Annotated in this window: 11 protein-coding genes; 7 read left to right on the top strand and 4 right to left on the bottom strand. The window is 63.5% G+C overall.

Annotated features, from left to right (window positions below; translation table 11 throughout):
- Nucleotides 1–64: 64 nt before the first annotated feature.
- Together aceF and lpdA are read left to right on the top strand one after the other, a co-directional pair.
- Complete coding sequence (gene aceF / locus I6L33_RS01895) at nt 65–1,957, top strand: pyruvate dehydrogenase complex dihydrolipoyllysine-residue acetyltransferase (protein WP_043171612.1); 1,893 nt, start codon at nt 65–67, stop codon at nt 1,955–1,957.
- Between the two features lie 149 nt (nt 1,958–2,106).
- Complete coding sequence (gene lpdA / locus I6L33_RS01890; protein ID WP_005305622.1) at nt 2,107–3,534, top strand: dihydrolipoyl dehydrogenase; 1,428 nt, start codon at nt 2,107–2,109, stop codon at nt 3,532–3,534.
- A gap of 72 nt (nt 3,535–3,606) precedes the next feature.
- On the opposite strand, the gene I6L33_RS01885 is transcribed toward lpdA, so the two are convergent.
- The 3 genes from I6L33_RS01885 to I6L33_RS01875 form a co-directional block, all read right to left on the bottom strand.
- On the bottom strand, nt 3,607–3,789 hold the full coding sequence (locus I6L33_RS01885; protein WP_005305619.1) for a hypothetical protein: 183 nt from the start codon (nt 3,787–3,789) through the stop codon (nt 3,607–3,609).
- A 144-nt stretch (nt 3,790–3,933) separates the two neighbouring features.
- Nucleotides 3,934–5,580: a methyl-accepting chemotaxis protein gene (locus tag I6L33_RS01880; RefSeq protein ID WP_017779058.1), complete on the bottom strand. Its 1,647-nt coding sequence runs from the start codon at nt 5,578–5,580 to the stop codon at nt 3,934–3,936.
- 132 nt (nt 5,581–5,712) lie between these two features.
- On the bottom strand, nt 5,713–7,620 hold the full coding sequence (locus I6L33_RS01875) for a methyl-accepting chemotaxis protein (RefSeq protein ID WP_216973467.1): 1,908 nt from the start codon (nt 7,618–7,620) through the stop codon (nt 5,713–5,715).
- Nucleotides 7,621–7,867: 247 nt separating this feature from the next.
- On the opposite strand from I6L33_RS01875, the gene I6L33_RS01870 reads away from it, so the two are divergent.
- From I6L33_RS01870 to I6L33_RS01860, 3 genes are all read left to right on the top strand, one after another.
- A complete protein-coding gene (locus I6L33_RS01870; protein ID WP_010635968.1) occupies nt 7,868–10,126 on the top strand; it encodes a patatin-like phospholipase family protein in 2,259 nt (752 codons plus the stop codon).
- A 228-nt stretch (nt 10,127–10,354) separates the two neighbouring features.
- Nucleotides 10,355–12,952, top strand: a complete 2,598-nt coding sequence (gene acnB, locus I6L33_RS01865) for a bifunctional aconitate hydratase 2/2-methylisocitrate dehydratase (RefSeq protein WP_005305603.1) — start codon at nt 10,355–10,357, stop codon at nt 12,950–12,952.
- 164 nt (nt 12,953–13,116) lie between these two features.
- Nucleotides 13,117–14,691, top strand: coding sequence for an EAL domain-containing protein (locus I6L33_RS01860; RefSeq protein WP_216973466.1), 1,575 nt, complete (start codon nt 13,117–13,119; stop codon nt 14,689–14,691).
- A gap of 4 nt (nt 14,692–14,695) precedes the next feature.
- On the opposite strand, the gene I6L33_RS01855 is transcribed toward I6L33_RS01860, so the two are convergent.
- Nucleotides 14,696–15,604 carry a LysR family transcriptional regulator gene (locus I6L33_RS01855; RefSeq protein WP_216973465.1) on the bottom strand — a complete coding sequence of 303 codons (909 nt, stop codon included), beginning with the start codon at nt 15,602–15,604 and terminating at the stop codon, nt 14,696–14,698.
- 76 nt (nt 15,605–15,680) lie between these two features.
- Here I6L33_RS01855 and I6L33_RS01850 point away from each other — a divergent pair, with 76 nt between their 5' ends.
- A complete protein-coding gene (locus tag I6L33_RS01850) occupies nt 15,681–16,298 on the top strand; it encodes a LysE family translocator (protein ID WP_024943117.1) in 618 nt (205 codons plus the stop codon).
- A 123-nt stretch (nt 16,299–16,421) separates the two neighbouring features.
- On the top strand, nt 16,422–17,816 hold the full coding sequence (locus tag I6L33_RS01845; protein ID WP_017782458.1) for a D-arabinono-1,4-lactone oxidase: 1,395 nt from the start codon (nt 16,422–16,424) through the stop codon (nt 17,814–17,816).
- Nucleotide 17,817: the final 1 nt, after the last annotated feature.

Raw genomic sequence — 17,817 nt, 5'->3', positions numbered from 1 at the left:
GGTTAACGCGAGAGACGCGTGACAGCAGTCGGTCACGCGGATGCACGCAAGAGGATAAAGCACAATGTCCAAACAGATTATGGTGCCGGATATCGGCGCCGATGAAGTTGAAGTCACCGAGATCATGGTGGCCGTGGGTGACAAGGTCGAACTCGATCAGTCCATCATCGCGGTAGAAGGCGACAAGGCCTCCATGGAAGTCCCGGCCCCGTCCGCCGGTATCGTCAAAGAGATCCTGATCAAGGTGGGCGACAAGGTTGCCACCGGTTCCCAGATCATGATCTTCGAAGCCGAGGGTGCTGCCGCACCTGCGCCGGCCCAGGCCGCTGCACCGGTTGCAGCCGCACCGGCCGCCGCTCCTGCTGTTGCCGCTCGCAAAGACGTGCACGTGCCGGACATCGGTGACGACGAAGTGGACGTGACCGAGATCATGGTTGCCGTGGGCGACATGGTTGAAGCCGACCAGTCCATCATCGCCGTGGAAGGTGACAAGGCCTCCATGGAAGTGCCGGCACCGTTCGCGGGCCGCGTGGTCGAGATCAAGGTTGCCGCTGGCGCCAAGGTCTCTACCGGTTCCCTGGTGATGGTGTTCGAAGTGGCTGGCGCCGCCCCTGCCGTTGCTGCTGCACCGGCCCAGGCTGCCGCTCCCGTTGCTGCTGCCCCGGTTGCCGCCGCTGCCAAAGAGGTCAATGTACCGGATATCGGTGGCGACGAAGTCGAAGTCACCGAGATCATGGTCGCCGTGGGTGACAAGGTTGAAGCCGACCAGTCCCTGATCGCCGTGGAAGGTGACAAGGCCTCCATGGAAGTGCCTGCGCCGTTCGCCGGTGTGGTCAAAGAGATCAAGGTGAAGGCGGGTGACAAGGTCTCCACCGGTTCCCTGATCATGGTATTCGAAGTGGCTGGTGCCGCTCCGGCTGCCGTGGCTGCTCCGGCTCCTGCCGCTGCACCTGTTGCTGCCGCTCCGGCTGCCGCTGCTCCTGCTCCGGTTGCCCAGGCTGCTGCCGCCTCCGACTTCGTTGCCAACGATGCCTACGTACACGCCTCTCCGGCGGTTCGCCGTCTGGCTCGCGAGTTTGGCGTCAACCTGGCCAAGGTGAAAGCCTCCGGTCGCAAGGGCCGCATCGTCAAAGAAGACGTGCAGGCCTACGTGAAGGATGCGGTCAAGCGCGCCGAGTCCGCTCCGGCTGCAGGTCAAGGCACTGGTAACGGCATGAGTGTGCTGGCGTGGCCGAAGGTCGATTTCAGCAAGTTCGGTGATGTGGAAGAGGTCGATCTGACCCGCATCCAGAAGATCTCCGGTCCGAACCTGCACCGCAACTGGGTCATGATCCCCCATGTCACCCAGTTCGACGAAGCCGATACCACCGAGCTGGAAGCGTTCCGCAAAGAGCAGAACGCGATGCTCGAGAAGCAGAAGGCAGACGTGAAGATCACCCCGCTGGTGTTCATCCTGAAAGCCGCCGCCAAGGCGCTGGAAGCCCATCCGCGCTTCTGCAGCTCCCTGTCCGAAGATGGCAGCAAGCTGATCATGAAGAAGTACATCCATATCGGTGTGGCGGTGGATACCCCCAACGGTCTGGTTGTGCCCGTGGTGCGTGACGTCAACAAGAAGGGCATCATGGAGCTGTCTCGCGATCTGGCCGAGATCTCCAAGAAGGCCCGTGCCGGCAAGCTGACCGCTGCCGACATGCAGGGCGGTTGCTTCACCATCTCCAGCCTGGGTGGCATCGGTGGTACCAGCTTTACCCCGATCGTCAACGCGCCGGAAGTGGCCATCCTGGGCGTCTCCAAGTCCGAGATGAAGCCGAAGTGGAACGGCAAAGAGTTTGCGCCACGCCTGATGCTGCCGCTGGCTCTGAGCTACGACCACCGCGTCATCGATGGTGCCGATGGAGCCCGCTTCATCACCACCATGAACGGCGTGCTGTCCGACATCCGTCGACTGGTCCTGTAAGTGAGAGGGCGGGCCCAGAGCCTGCCCTTTTTACTTCTCATTTCGTTAACAGGATTGTAAACTTGCCCCGTTTTTTTCACGGCTGCAGCCGCCTTGTCCTGGCTTAAGACTGCGCTGTCCGGGGATATAAGAACGACAAAGAGGTCATGATGAGTAAAGAAATCAAAACCCAGGTCGTAGTACTGGGTGCTGGCCCTGCCGGTTATTCCGCTGCCTTCCGTGCGGCTGATTTGGGTCTGGATACCATTATCGTCGAGCGTTACTCCACCCTGGGGGGCGTCTGCCTGAACGTGGGCTGCATCCCGTCCAAGGCGCTGCTGCACGTCGCCAAAGTCATTGAAGAAGCCAAGGCGCTGGCCGAGCACGGCATCGTCTTCGGTGCCCCGCAGACCGACATCGACAAGGTGCGTCTGTGGAAAGAGAAGGTCATCAACCAGCTGACCGGCGGTCTGGCCGGCATGGCCAAGATGCGTAAAGTCCAGGTTGTGAACGGCTTCGGCAAGTTCACCGGCCCGAACACCCTGGAAGTGGAAGGCGCCGACGGCAAGACCACCGTCACCTTCGACAACGCCATCATCGCCGCCGGTTCCCGTCCGGTGAAGCTGCCGTTCATCCCCCATGACGACCCCCGTGTATGGGACTCTACCGATGCGCTGGAACTGACTACCGTTCCGGGCAAGCTGCTGGTCATCGGTGGCGGCATCATCGGTCTGGAGATGGGTACCGTGTACTCCTCCCTGGGCTCCGAGATCGACGTGGTGGAATTTGCCGACCAGCTGGTACCGGCTGCCGACAAAGACATCGTCAAGATCTACACCAAGCGCGTTGCCAAGAAATTCAACATCATGCTGGAGACCAAGGTCACCGCAGTTGAAGCCCGTGAAGACGGCCTGTACGTCTCCTACGAAGGCAAGCACGCCCCGGCCGAGCCGGTTCGTTACGACAACGTGCTGGTTGCCGTAGGTCGTGTGCCGAACGGCAAGATGCTGGATGCCGAGAAGGCCGGCGTTGCCGTGACCGAGCGCGGGTTCATCGAGGTGGACAAGCAGCTGCGTACCAACGTGGCGCACATCCACGCCATCGGCGACATCGTCGGTCAGCCGATGCTGGCTCACAAGGGGGTGCACGAAGGCCACGTGGCTGCCGAAGTCATCGCCGGCAAGAAGCACTACTTCGACCCGAAAGTGATCCCGTCCATCGCCTACACCGAGCCGGAGATGGCCTGGGTTGGTCTGACCGAGAAGGAAGCCAAGCAACAGGGCCTGAACTTCGAAGTCGCCACCTTCCCGTGGGCTGCTTCCGGTCGCGCCATCGCGTCCGACTGCTCCGACGGCATGACCAAGCTGATCTTCGACAAGGAGAGCGGCCGTGTCATCGGTGGTGCCATCGTGGGTACCAACGGTGGTGAACTGCTGGGTGAAATCGGTCTGGCCATCGAGATGGGTGCCGACGCCGAAGACATCGCGCTGACCATCCACGCTCACCCGACTCTGCACGAGTCCGTGGGCCTGGCTGCCGAAGTGTTCGAAGGCTCCATCACCGACCTGCCGAACGCCAAGGCCAAGAAGAAGAAGTAATTCTCTTCCCGCTCCATGAAAAAGCCGCTCAATCGAGCGGCTTTTTGTTTTTCAGCGGCAGGCGGCTGGTTGTCAGCAGCGCCCCTTCTTCGCCTGGCCGGGCGGGCAGAAGGTGCCATAACCGTCCCTGCTGCCATCGCTGACCCGGATGCGGGCGTCATCGACGCTCACATCGGCACTGTGCACCCGTACCGGTCCGCTGCTGCAGGCGCTGAGCAGCCCCCCCAGCACTATCATCACTACCAGCTTGCCCATAACTCCTCCTCTCATTTTCCTGATTATGGGGCATTTTCAGAAGTCGGTGGAGGCGGCGCAAAAGCGCCTGCGTCACGGCTTGCCGTGGTGGCGACAGAGGGCGCCGCAGCACCCTCTGTCGGGTGATGAAGTGAGCGCCAAAAGTTACAGCCGGAAGTTGCCGACCAGCTTGTCCAGCTCGCCGGAGAGGTGCTGCAGGCTGCGGCTCGACTCGGTGAGCTGGTGGGCGATGTCGGCGGTCTCCATGGTGAGCTGGTTGATGTCTTCCACGTTGCGGTTGATCTCGCCCACCACACTGGACTGCTCCTCGGTGGCGGTGGCGACCTGGATGTTCATGTCGCTGATCTGGGTGATGTGGGCGGTGATCTGGCCGAGGGCGCCGTTGGCGGCATCGGCCTGGGTGACCACTTCCAGGCTCTGGTTGCGGCCCTGGGTCATGGCGCTGACCGCGCGGGCGCTCTGCTCCTGCAGCCGGTTGATCATGCCCTGGATCTCGGCGGTGGAGGCGGCGGAGCGGCTGGCGAGGTTGCGCACCTCGTCGGCCACCACCGCGAAGCCACGGCCCTGCTCGCCGGCGCGGGCCGCTTCGATGGCTGCGTTGAGCGCCAGCAGGTTGGTCTGCTCCGAGATGCTGCGGATGGTGTCGAGGATGCTGCCGATGGAGTCGGTCTGACTGGCTAGCGACTCGATGACCCCGGCCACCCCTTCAATCTCGCCGGAGAGGCCGACGATGCCGTGGCGGGCCTGGGCGACCACGCCGGCCCCCGCATCCGCCTGCTCGTTGGCCTGTCTCGCCACTTCTGCGGCGAGGGAGGCATTGCCGGCGATTTCGCTCACGGTGGCCCCCATCTCGTGGATGGCGGTGGCCACCTGCACGGTGCGATCCCGCTGGGCGGTGCAGTTGTGCTGGGTGAGCTGGGCCTTGGCGGCCACCTCGTCGGCGGTGGCGGCCAGTTGATGGGAGTTGCGGGCTACCTGCTCGATGGCGCTGTGGATCTTGCTGACGAAGTGATTGAAGCTCACCGTGATCTCCGCCAGCTCGTCATTGCCCTTCAGCTGGGCACGGGAATCCAGCGCCAGGTGTTCGGCGGCATAGCCAATGTACTGCTGAAGGAAGCTGACGCGATTGCGCAGGCCACGCAGTACCAGAAAGGAGACCAGCAGGCAGATGACGAGTGCGCCTCCTATGATGGCGAGCATCTGGCTTTCGCCCCGTGCGAAGCTCTGCTGACTGATGGCGTGGCGCTGCTGGGCCAGCTTCATCAGTTCGTCGAGCTGGGTATTGGCACTCTTGCGCATGGTGCCGTAGGTCACCGCGTAGCGCTCCTTGTAGATGCGCCGTGCACTCTCCATGTCACCCTGTTCCATGGCGGCCAGCATGGGCTGCAACTCACTCTTTTCCATCGCTTCGAATTGTTCGAACAGCTGCTGGGCATTTTGCCGCGCGGCAGGATCGACCTGGGCGTTGACCGCTAGCTGCATGGCCTGGCGCATCTCGGGGATGTCCTCTTCCCGTGTCTCCTTGACCCGGGTCAACACCCCTTTTTCATCCTTGAGCGAGGTTTCTTGCAGCAGCATCATGTCGAGCCCCACCCGCATGCGGGGGATGCGCGACACTACCTCTGCCATGGCCCGCATCGGGGTGGCGGTGTTCTCGTAGAGCTCGGTGGCCTGTCGTTCGATAGCGCCCATGCTGCGAAGGCTGGCGGCGCCCACCAGCAGCAGCGCCAGACAGGGCACGGCGACAGCCAGTATCAACTGGCTCTTGATTGTCAGTTTACCCTCTAGCATGGGCTCTCCTCGCTGATCATGACGATGTGAATTATCACAGTATAAATCGACGGATCTGGCGCCAACTTGAGCCTTTGTTAACAAACGGCCAACAAAAAGGGGCGCCATGCGCCCCTTGTGATGTCAAAAGCCTCAAAGTCGGAAGTTGCCGACCAGCTTGTCCAGCTCGCCGGAGAGGTGCTGCAGGCTGCGGCTCGACTCGGTCAGCTGGTGGGCGATGTCGGCGGTCTCCATGGTGAGCTGGTTGATGTCCTCTACGTTGCGATTGATCTCGCCCACCACGCTGGACTGCTCCTCGGTGGCGGTGGCGACCTGGATGTTCATGTCGCTGATCTGGGTGATATGGGCGGTGATCTGGCCGAGGGCGCCGTTGGCGGCATCGGCCTGGGTGACCACTTCCAGGCTCTGGTTGCGGCCCTGGGCCATGGCGCTGACGGCACGGGCGCTCTGCTCCTGCAGCCGGTTGATCATGCCCTGGATCTCGGCGGTGGAGGCGGCGGAGCGGCTGGCGAGGTTGCGCACCTCGTCGGCCACCACCGCGAAGCCACGGCCCTGCTCGCCGGCGCGGGCCGCCTCGATGGCGGCATTGAGCGCCAGCAGGTTGGTCTGCTCCGAGATGCTGCGGATGGTGTCGAGGATGCTGCCGATGGAGTCGGTCTGACTGGCCAGTGACTCGATGACCCCGGCCACCCCTTCAATCTCGCCGGAGAGGCCGACGATGCCGTGGCGGGCCTGGGCGACCACGTCGGCCCCCGCATCCGCCTGCTCATTGGCCTGTCTCGCCACCTCTGCGGCGAGGGAGGCATTGCCGGCGATTTCGCTCACGGTGGCCCCCATCTCGTGGATGGCGGTGGCCACCTGCACGGTGCGATCCCGCTGGGCTGTGCAGTTGTGTTGGGTCAGCTGGGCCTTGGCGGCCACCTCGTTGGCGGTGGCGGCGAGCTGGCGGGAGTTGTCGGCCACCTGCTCGATGGAGCCGTGGATCTTGGCGACGAAGTTGTTGAAGCCGGTGGCCACCTGGGCCAGTTCATCCCGCCCTTCCACCTTGAGGCGCTGGGTCAAATCGCCGTCGCCGCTGCCGAGTTCGCGGAACAGGTGGGCCAGCTGGTTGAGCGGGCGGCTCACCGAGCCGGCCAGCAGCATGCCGAGCAGGCCCATGCCGGCGGCGATGGCCAGGCTTACCAGCAGGATGTGCAGACGGGCGCGGTCCAGTTCGGCATAGATCTCCGCTTCTGGCACCTGGGCCACCAGGTACCAGTCGAGCAGGGGGATGTAGCTGCTGGCCAGCACCACCGGCTGACCATCCACCTCGGCGTGGGTGGCGGCAAAGGGTTGCTTGGCCAGCAGGTTGCCGCTGCCGCTTGCCAGCTGGGTCAGGCTGTCCCGGTCGATGCGGCTGGCGTCGGGGTGCAGCTTCACCTTGCCGCTGCCATCGGTCATGAAGACGAAGCCGCTGTCACCGATGCGGAAGTTGGCGAGCATGCTGACCATGCTGTCGAGGGACTTGGCGAGACCGGCGAGGCCGCGGCCATTGAGTTGCTGGAAGTTGACGAACAGCTTCACCTCGCCGTTGCTCTCGCGAAAGATGCTGAGCATCAGGTCCTGCTGGCTCTTGGTGTAGCCGTAGAACCAGGCGTCCTGCTCCGGGGTGAGGTTGCGCAGGAAGCCATCCTGGTTGTAGTAGGCGGCGCTCTGGCGATCGGCGAAGGAGGCGGTGACCAGACCATACTGGCTCGTCATGTCCTTGAGCTGGTTGATGAGGATGGACTCCTGCTCCTTGGGCATGCCGCGCTCGACCCAGTCCAGCACGAAGCGATCGTTGGCCAGTTGCCTGGCGGCACCGGCGACCGAGGTGAGATCCTTCTCGATCTCCTTGCCGATGCGCTGGGTCAGGTTGGGCAGCTCCTGCTCGAACATGCGGGTTTCGATCAGTTGCTGGGCCGAGCGCTGGCTGAAGTAGCCTACCAGCAGGCAGGAGAGCACCACGGCGAGGGTGACCGTGGCCAGGATTTTCTGTTTGAGTGTCAGGCTTGCAAGCATAAGAGTGACTCGGATGGATGAACGCGGGATTGAGCACATATTAGCGGCAGCCCGGCGCCACCCTTGATAGGCCGGCCCACTTTATTGATGGATTACGTTTGCGCTCACATCGCTGCCTGACCGAGTCGTACCCGCCTGCGTCGGAATGCGTGCCGATAACCCGTGCCAACTGTTGCGGTTCGCTTTGCGCCCCTTATAGTAGGCTTCACTGCCTAGCTGGCTCGCCCTGGATTCAATGGAAAATCATATGCGCATCTTTCGTCGAGGATGGAACCCACTGTTCCTGATTTTGCTGGCCTGTCTGCCGCTGATGGCGGCGGCCCAGCCCGAACGGCCCAAAATTGCCCTGGTACTCAGCGGCGGCGGCGCCAAAGGGTCGGCCCACATCGGCATCCTCAAGGTGCTGGAGCAGAAGCGCATCCCGGTCGACATCATAGTGGGCACCAGCATGGGCTCCTACGTGGCGGGCATGTACGCCATGGGGCTCAGCGCCGAAGAGGTGGAGCGCACCACCCTGGCCATCGACTGGAACAAGGGCTATCAGGACAAGGTAGGGCGCGACGAACTCTCCCTGCGCAAGAAGCAGCAGAGCGAACAGTACCAGCTGCGCACCGACATCGGCATCAACGGCGACTCGGTCCAGTTCCCCGACGGCTTCTTCCAGGGCCAGTCCATGGCCAGCCTGCTGCGCCACGCCACCTCCAACCTGCCGGTACAGAAGAGCTTCAACGATCTGCCCATTCCCTACCGCGCCATGGCCACCGACATGGAGACGGTGACCCCCTTCGTGCTGGACCACGGCAGCCTGGCCAAGGCGATGCAGGCCTCCATGTCCATTCCCGGCGCCCTCAAGCCGGTGGAGTGGGAGGGGCACATCCTGGCCGATGGCGGCACCGTCAACAACATGCCGGTGGACGTGGCCAAGGCGATGGGCGCCGACGTGGTGATCGCGGTGGACATCAGCGCCAGGCTGCGCACCCGCGAGTCTCTGAAATCGGGGCTCGCCATGATCGACCAGCTCACCACCTACATGACCCAGGTCGGCACCGAGAAACAGAAGGCGTTGATGGGGCCAGACGACATTCTGCTGACGCCCGAGTTCGGCAACATGGGCATTGCCGACTTCGCCCTGATGCCGGAGGGGATCAAGCTCGGGGAGGAGGTGGCCAACCGCGCCTCGGCCCGGCTCGACAAGCTCTCCCTCTCGCCGGCCGCCTATGCCGCCTATCGCAACCAGAAGTTGAGCCGGCGTGCCGAGCGCAGCGGCCAGCCCGCCTACTACATCGACAAGGTGGAGATCATCAACAAGTCCCGTCTTTCCGACGAGACGGTGCGCGCCATGCTGAAAGTGCGCCCCGACAAGATCCAGACCAACGAGAGCCTGGAGGCGGGCATTCGCCGGCTCTATGCGCTGGAGTCGTTCGATCGCATTACCTACGAGGTGGTGGAGCGGGGTGGCGAGAACGTGCTGGTGGTCGACGCCAGCGAGAAGAACTGGGGGCCGGGCTACCTCAACTTCCAGTTCGGCTTCTCCGATGACTTCGAGAGCAGCTCCAACTACAACGTGGGCATGTCCTACACCCTCACCAACGTCAACGACTGGGGGGGCGAGTGGCTGACCGAGGCATCGCTCGGTACCGCCAAGCACTTCAAGACCGACTTCTACACCCCGCTGGAGCCCTCCCAGACTTTCTTCGGCGAGGCGAGCCTGGCCTATGACAAGACCCAGCGCCGCATCTTCATGCCCGAGGAGACGCGGGCGGCCGATGGGGTGAGCTATGTCGATTCCGAATACAGCTTCACCAGCGTCGATCTGGCGGTGGGCTGGAATCGTCAGCCCTGGAGCCGTCTCTCGCTCGGGCTGGAGGGAAAAATGGGGGATATAGACATTCGCAACGTGGCGGATGCCAAGGTGGATGCCTCCTCCTGGGGCCCCTATGTCCGTTTCGAGCACGACACCCTCGACAGCCGCTACTTCCCCTATCAGGGCGCCTACTGGGACATCAAGGGGGGTTACTCCGCCGTCCGGCTGGATGACAGCAGTGACATCAATGATCGCTACGAGGGGGTCAACTACCACCTGGCGATGATCAAGCCCTGGTCCTGGGACAGACATAGCCTCAACCTGCTGCTGGAGGGAGGGGGCTCCACCTCCCAGGAGGAGTACCCGCTGTTCGTGCAGGATCTGGGCGGACTGTTCCGCATGTCCGGCTTCCAGCGCTACCAGCTGAGCGGCCGCTACAGCCTGTTTGGCGGGCTGCGCTACATCTACCGGGTGGCTGACAACGACTTCGGCGCGCTGCGGGCCCCACTCTATCTGGGGGGCTCCATCGAGCAGGGTGGGGTGTGGAACAGCGGCAGGGATATCAGCGTGGAGAGCTCTTTCACCGCCGGCTCCGTCTACGTCGGGGTGGAGAGCTTCCTCGGCCCCATCTTCCTCGGCTACGGCATGGCGGAGGGGGGCAACGACATGTTCTATCTGCAATTGGGCAGCACGTTCGAATAACGGGAAAATGATGCCTTTTTGTTAACTTATTTCTGGTGTGCCATTTATCCACTTGTAAAACATCAGCAAGTTTAGATGGTTATGTTGTTTTGATGAATATCTGTACAGGCTTTGGATTTTAATTAGTCGTTAAAACTTATATAGTGGGGGGCACCCTACGGGTGTCCCGCAAGGACGATCGCCGCGAGCGTGGGCGAACCCCAAAAAAAGACCAAAGAGGAATTAGTCGTGCTTGAAACATACCGTAAACACGTCGCAGAACGTGCCGCCGAAGGCGTGGTTGCCAAACCTCTGGACGCAGAGCAGGTCGCCGCCCTGGTCGAACTGCTCAAGAACCCGCCCGCCGGTGAACAAGACTTTCTGAAAGAGCTGTTGTCTTCCCGTATTCCCCCAGGCGTTGATGAAGCGGCCTATGTCAAAGCCGGTTTCCTCACCGCCGTCGCCAAGGGCGAAGCCCACTCTCCCATCCTCACCGCTGCCGAAGCCGTCGAGCTGCTCGGTACCATGCAGGGTGGTTACAACATTCAGCCGCTGATCGACCTGCTGGACGACGCGACCCTGGCTCCTCTTGCCGCCAAGGGCCTCTCCCACACCCTGCTGATGTTCGACTCCTTCCACGATGTGGAAGAGAAGGCCAAGGCCGGCAATGCCCACGCCAAGCAGGTGATGCAATCCTGGGCCGACGCCGAGTGGTTCCTCTCCCGCCCCGAATTGGCCGAGAAGATCACCGTCACCGTGTTCAAGGTGACCGGCGAAACCAACACCGACGATCTGTCACCGGCGCCGGACGCCTGGTCCCGCCCGGACATTCCGCTGCACGCCCTGGCCATGCTGAAGAACGCCCGTCCCGGCATCACCCCGGACAAGGATGGCGTCATCGGCCCGATCAAGACCATCGATGCCCTGAAAGAGAAAGGTTTCCCGCTGGCTTACGTGGGTGACGTGGTCGGTACCGGCTCTTCCCGTAAATCCGCCACCAACTCGGTGCTCTGGTTCATGGGCGACGACATTCCGTTCGTGCCGAACAAGCGCGCCGGCGGCGTTTGCCTCGGTGGCAAGATTGCCCCCATCTTCTTCAACACCATGGAAGATGCCGGCGCCCTGCCCATCGAAGTGGATGTCTCCAAGCTGGAAATGGGCGATGTGATCGACATCTACCCGTACCAGGGCAAGATCTGCAAGCACGGCACCGACCAGGTGCTGGCCCAGTTTGAACTGAAGACCGACGTGTTGATCGACGAAGTGCGCGCCGGTGGCCGGATTCCGCTGATCATCGGCCGTGGCCTGACCGACAAGGCCCGCGAGGCGCTGGGTCTGCCGTTCTCCACCGTGTTCCGTCGTCCGCAACCTGTCGCCGACACCGGCAAGGGCTTCACCCTGGCCCAGAAGATGGTGGGCAAGGCGTGCGGCGTGAAGGGCATCCGCCCGGGCACCTACTGCGAACCCAAGATGACCACGGTCGGCTCCCAGGACACCACGGGCCCGATGACCCGCGACGAGCTGAAAGACCTGGCCTGTCTCGGCTTCTCCGCCGACCTGACCATGCAGTCCTTCTGCCACACCGCGGCCTATCCCAAGCCCATCGACGTGCAGACCCATCACACCCTGCCGGACTTCATCATGAACCGCGGCGGTGTTTCCCTGCGTCCGGGTGACGGCGTCATCCACTCCTGGCTGAACCGCATGCTGCTGCCGGATACCGTGGGTACCGGTGGTGACTCCCACACCCGTTTCCCCATCGGCATCTCCTTCCCGGCAGGCTCCGGTCTGGTGGCCTTCGCCGCCGCCACCGGCGTGATGCCGCTGGACATGCCGGAATCCGTGCTGGTGCGCTTCAAGGGCGAGCTGCAACCGGGCATCACCCTGCGTGACCTGGTCCATGCCATCCCCTACGCCGCCATCCAGAAAGGGCTGCTGACCGTCGAGAAAGCGGGCAAGAAGAACATCTTCTCCGGCCGCATCCTCGAGATCGAAGGTCTGCCGACCCTGAAGGTGGAGCAGGCGTTCGAGCTGGCGGACGCCAGCGCCGAGCGCTCCGCCGCCGGTTGCACCATCAAGCTGGATAAAGAGCCGATCATCGAGTATCTGAAGTCCAACATCGTGATGCTGAAATGGATGCTCTCCGAAGGCTACGGCGACGTGCGCACCATTACCCGCCGCATCAAGGGGATGGAAGAGTGGCTGGCGAATCCGGTGCTGATGGAAGCGGACAAGGACGCCGAGTACGCCGAGATCATCGAGATCGATCTGGCCACCATCAAGGAGCCTATCCTGTGTGCGCCGAACGATCCGGACGACGCCCGCCTGCTGAGCAGCGTGGCCGGCGACCAGATCGACGAGGTGTTCATCGGTTCCTGCATGACCAACATCGGCCACTTCCGCGCCGCCGGCAAACTGCTCGAGAAGTATCAGGGCGAGCTGCCGACCCGCATGTGGATCGCGCCGCCCACCAAGATGGATAAGGATCAGCTGACCGAAGAGGGCTACTACGGCATCTTCGGCCGGGTCGGTGCCCGCATCGAGATCCCGGGCTGTTCCCTCTGCATGGGCAACCAGGCGCGGGTAGCGGAAGGGGCCTCCGTGGTCTCCACCTCCACCCGCAACTTCCCGAACCGTCTGGGCAAGGGTGCCAACGTCTATCTGGCTTCTGCCGAACTGGCTGCGGTTGCCGCCATCCTCGGCAAGATCCCGACCGTGGCCGAGTACCTGCAGTATGCCAAGTCGCTGGATGCCACTGCCGCCGACACCTATCGCTACCTCAACTTCAACGAGATCGCCTCCTACACCAAGAAGGCCGATGCGGTGATCCTGCAGCAAGCGGTATAAGGGGAGGCGCCGACAGGGCGCATCCGTACTGACTCCAAGCCCCGGCCCGTGCCGGGGCTTTTGTTTGTCTCGCTGTCAGCAGTTGGTCAATCTTTGCGCATGTTAGGGCCTGATTCAGCATCGGCTGTTAAGGTGGGCTGCCATGTTTGCTGTATGGTTCCGCCATGTCGATGTCGCCGCTCAACCTGGATTTCTCCCGCACCTGGCTAAGGTTCGGATGCACCTTGCTGCTGTTCATGCTGCCCTTTTCGCTCGGGCTGTGGACCATCTACCACGGTCATCTGCAGACGCTGGATCGCCAGTCGCAACGCTCGGCCCGGCAGGCGGTCACCCTGATGGAGACCATGCTGACCCACGCTGAGGAGGCCAACCAGGCCTTGCGTCCCTTCGTTGACAAACCGTGCGAGCAGGCCCTGTTCACCCTGCGCCAGCAGGTGGCGCTGGTGCCCTTCGTGCGCACCGTCAACCTGGTGGGGGAGCAGGGGATCTACTGCAACTCGCTGTTTGGTGCTATCCAGTGGCCGGATCGGCTCGAGCACTACAGCGGTGGCCGGCTGCGGCTGATGGCCGGCAATCAGGTGCGGGCCGATCACCCCCTGCTGGCGCTGCGCGACAGCGAGGGCAAGGGCGCCATCTTCAGCACCATAGACGGCGACTACCTGCGCTTCATGCTGGTGCTGAGTGGCCACCCCTGCACCCTGCTGTTGCACGTAGGCAAACAGTGGCTGGATGAGCGGGGCGTGCTGAGTGAAGAGCCGCAGGCGCCTTCCATGCTGGCCGGTCATGAGGTCCGCTCTGCCCGCTACCCGCTCTCCATCTATGCCGGGCACGATCTCCCTTCGCTCTGGCGCTCCCTCTGGCAGACCCGTCCCTGGGCCATCCTGCTGTTGCTGGGGATCTGCTTCGGTTTTGCCCTGCTCATCTGGTGGTTGCTGGGGCGACCCCGTTCCCCCGGGATCGAGCTGGCCCGTGCCCTGCGCAACCGGGAGTTCGTACCCTATCTGCAACCGCTGGTGGAGGCGGGGAGTGGTCGGGTGATGGGAGGCGAGGTGTTGATGCGCTGGCAGCACCCGACGGCCGGGTTGATCCGCCCCGATCTCTTCATCCCCCAGGCTGAGGCGAGCGGCCTGATCGTGCCGATGACCACCCTGCTGATGGAGGAGGTGGCCCGCGAGCTGAGCATGGCGCGAGAGCTGGTGCCCGATGGCTTTCACATCAGCTTCAACATCAGTGCCGTCCACTGCCGCGACATGACGCTGCTTGCCGGGTGCCGGCGCTTCCTCGATCACTTCGCGCCTGGCCAGGTGGTGCTGGTGCTGGAGCTGACCGAGCGGGAGTTGCTGGTGGCGGATCCCAGGACGCTGGCGCTGTTTCGCCGGCTCGACGAGATGGGGGTCAGGCTGGCCATCGACGACTTTGGTACCGGCCACTCCAGCCTGCACTATCTGCAGCAGTTCCATGTGGACTATCTCAAGATAGACAAGTCATTTATCGGCAGGATCGGCACCGAATCCCTCTCCGAGCACATAGTCGACAACGTGATCGATCTGGGAACCCGGCTCGGCCTCGCGCTGGTGGCCGAGGGGGTGGAGACGCGCCGGCAGGCCGACTATCTGAGGGGCAAGGGGGTCGACTACCTGCAGGGCTATCTGTTTGGCCGCCCGCTGCCGCTGCGCGAATTTCAGGAGGTGCTGCGCCACTCCTGCGTCGATCCCGCGCGGCAGGCGCTCTCGGCCTGAGTCGTCAGGTGAGGGCGTGCAGCCACTCCGCGAGCCTGGCGTGGGCACTGCCGGGAGCGGGAGGCGCGGGGGCGAGCAGGTGATAGCCGGTGCCATCCGCAATGAAGCCGAGCGGCGCCACCAGCAGGCCGGCTTCTATGTCGTCGCACACCTGCCGGTAGGGGCCGATGGCGACTCCCAGCCCGGCAACCGCCGCCTGCAGGCTGAAGTAGAAGTGCTCGAAGGTCTGCCCCGGTGCCTCCTCGCCGGCGGACTGGCCGGCGTGTTGCAGCCACTCCTGCCAGGCCCCCGGCCGGGTCTTGGTGTGCAGGCGGGGGGCGCCAGGGCGCAGGGCCGGGCCGTTTGCCCCCGTTTCGAAGAACTGCGCCACCTTGCCCGGCTGGCAGACCGGCCCGGTCAGCTCCTCGAACAGCGGCTGGCTGTAGAGCTCGGCGGGCCACTGGAAGTCGTTGCGCCGGATGGCGAGATCGATGCCGCTGCCGAAGTTGAGGGCGCCGCCACCGGCCATCAGGTGTACGTCCAGCTCGGGGTGCAGGGCCTGGAAGGCGGGCCAGCGCGGGATCAGCCAGCGCATCAGCAGGGTCGGCTCGCAGGAGATGACCAGCGAGGATGGCCGCCCCTGTTGGCGCAGTGCCTGCGCCGTCTGGCGGATGCCGCCCAGCCCCTCCCTGACCGCCTGATAGAGCCGTTCGCCCGCCTCGGTCAGAAAGACCCGGCGCTGGCGCCGCTCGAACAGCATGACCCCCAGATCCTCCTCCAGCAGGCGCACCGCCCGGCTGACGGCGCCGTGGGTGAGGTGCAGCTCGTCGGCAGCGCGGCTGAAGTGTTCGGTGCGGGCCGCCACCTCGAAACAGCGCAGTGCGGTCAGGGCGGGCAGCGACAGGTTTTTCTGTGAATTATTCTCACCGTTCATGTCAGAAGTTATCGTTCGTTATTGGCATCATGGCCAAATAAAATAGCCGATATTCCACCTTGTCAGGACTATTTTCATGACCGAACTGTTAGCCGTAGTGGCCATTACCTTCTTTGCCGTCATCAGCCCTGGGCCCGACTTCGCCATGGTGTCGCGCAACAGCCTGCTGCTCTCGCGCCGCAGCGGGGTGCTGACGGCGCTCGGCATAGGTGCCGGAGTATGCGTGCACGTCACCTACACCCTGCTCGGGGTGGGACTGTTGATCCAGCAGTCGCTCTGGCTGTTCAATCTCATCAAGCTGGCGGGGGCCGCCTACCTCATCTTCCTCGGCATCAAGATGCTGCGGGCCAAACCGGCGAGCGCCGAGGTGCTGGCCGAGCAGCCCGCCCTCTCCAGCCTGGGGGCGCTGCGCACCGGTTTTCTGACCAATGTGCTCAACCCCAAGACCACCATCTTCATCGTCAGCCTGTTCATGCAGGTGGTGCAGCCGCAGACGCCGCTGGCGGTCCAGCTCGGTTATGGCGCCTTCATCGTGCTGGCCCACGCCGTCTGGTTCAGCGCGGTGGCGATCTTCTTCTCCACCGACTCGGTACGGGGTCGGCTGCTGGCGGTGCGCCACTGGATTGATCGGGTGTTTGGCGCTCTGCTGGTGGGATTCGGCATGCTGTTGGCACTGACCCAGCAGACGCGCTGAGGCGAGGGGAGAGGCGCTCTCCCCTATCCACCCCCGACTGTAGGGGCTTGTTTTTCATGCCTTGTGGTTCGCTTTTCGGTAGAATTGGCGCTCATTTTGACGTCAATAAAGATGAGGGGCGGTATGACGGTCAGGTTCCAGGCATTTCACAGCATCAAGGCGATAGGTCAGCGGGAGGTGCTGTTCAACTGGTCCAGGACCAATCCCCTCGGCGCACTGGAGCAGGTGTGGCGTCCGAAGAATCGCGACGAACTGCAGCAACTGCTGCGGGAAAACCCCGAGCGCAAGCTGCGCCTCATCGGCTCCGGCCTCTCCTTCGAACCCATCCACAGCGTCTATGCCGAGGGCAGCCAGGCGCTGCTGGTGGACTTGCACCACCTGCGCGGTCAGCTAGGGCAGACCGCCGACACCGTCACCTATCAGGCGGGCACCCCGCTCGACACCGTCTACGCCGATCTCATCGCCATGGAGCGTATGCTGCCGGCTTCCCCCGGCGTCATCGGCATCCAGACCCTGGGCGGTGCGCTCAGCACCGGCACCCACGGCCAGGGGCTGCACCAGTCCGCCCTCTGTGATGCGGTGGCGGCCCTGACCGTGATGCTGGCCAGTGGCGACATCATCCGGGTGGATCGCACCGACCCCCGCTTCGGTGCCTTCGTGATGGGGATGGGCATGCTCGGCATCCTGCTCGACGTCACCCTGCAGACCGTGCCCAACCGCATCATGCGCTGCACCAAGTTCACCACCGACTACCCCTTCCTGCTGGAACACAACGAGCGGCTCAACCGCGAGCACGCCTTCGTGAAAAGCTGGTGGTTCGCCTGGACCGGCGAGAGCCACATCTGGCTGGTGGATCCCGCCTCCGATGAGGAGGTGGCCCGCTACCGCGCCGGTGGCAGCGAGCCGCTGCTGCTGGAGGGCGACATCGACGCCCGCATGAATGCCACCATAGATGCGACTCTGCAGAAGATGGCCAAGGACACCAAGGATGAGGCGCTGGCCGGAGAGCACTTCGAGACGGTGCGCCGCTTCAAGGATGCCTCCGATCTGGTGGGCAACGTCTACCAGATCCTCTGCAAGGGGATCCCGGCGCCCCAGATCAATTGCGAAGTGGCGGTGCCGCTGCATCGAATGAACGAGGCGCTGGAGACCCTGCAGGCGTGGCAGCAGGCCAACCCGGGCGTGCTGCATTACCCCTTTATCCTGCGCTGCACCGGCCCCTCCAAGGCCTGGCTCAGCGCCGCCTATGATCAGTCGGTGTGCTGGATCGGGTTCCTGGTCTATCTGGCGGCGGACGGCACCTTCGTCAACGGCTCCATGGAGCAGATGCGCGAGCTGCAGCAACTGCTGGTGCCGCTTGGCGGCATCCCGCACTTTGGCAAGCACCTGGCGATGGATCTCTACGACTTCCCGGCCCTGCTGCCGCGCTGGCACGACTTCCTGGCCCTCAAGGGCGAGCTCGACCCCCACGGCCGCTTCGAAAACCGCTGGCTCGCCGACCTGTTTGCCAACCGGTAAG

The organism is Aeromonas sp. FDAARGOS 1403, assembly GCF_019047325.1.
Classification (GTDB): domain Bacteria; phylum Pseudomonadota; class Gammaproteobacteria; order Enterobacterales; family Aeromonadaceae; genus Aeromonas; species Aeromonas dhakensis.
This window is presented reverse-complemented; position numbering and strand designations above follow the sequence as displayed.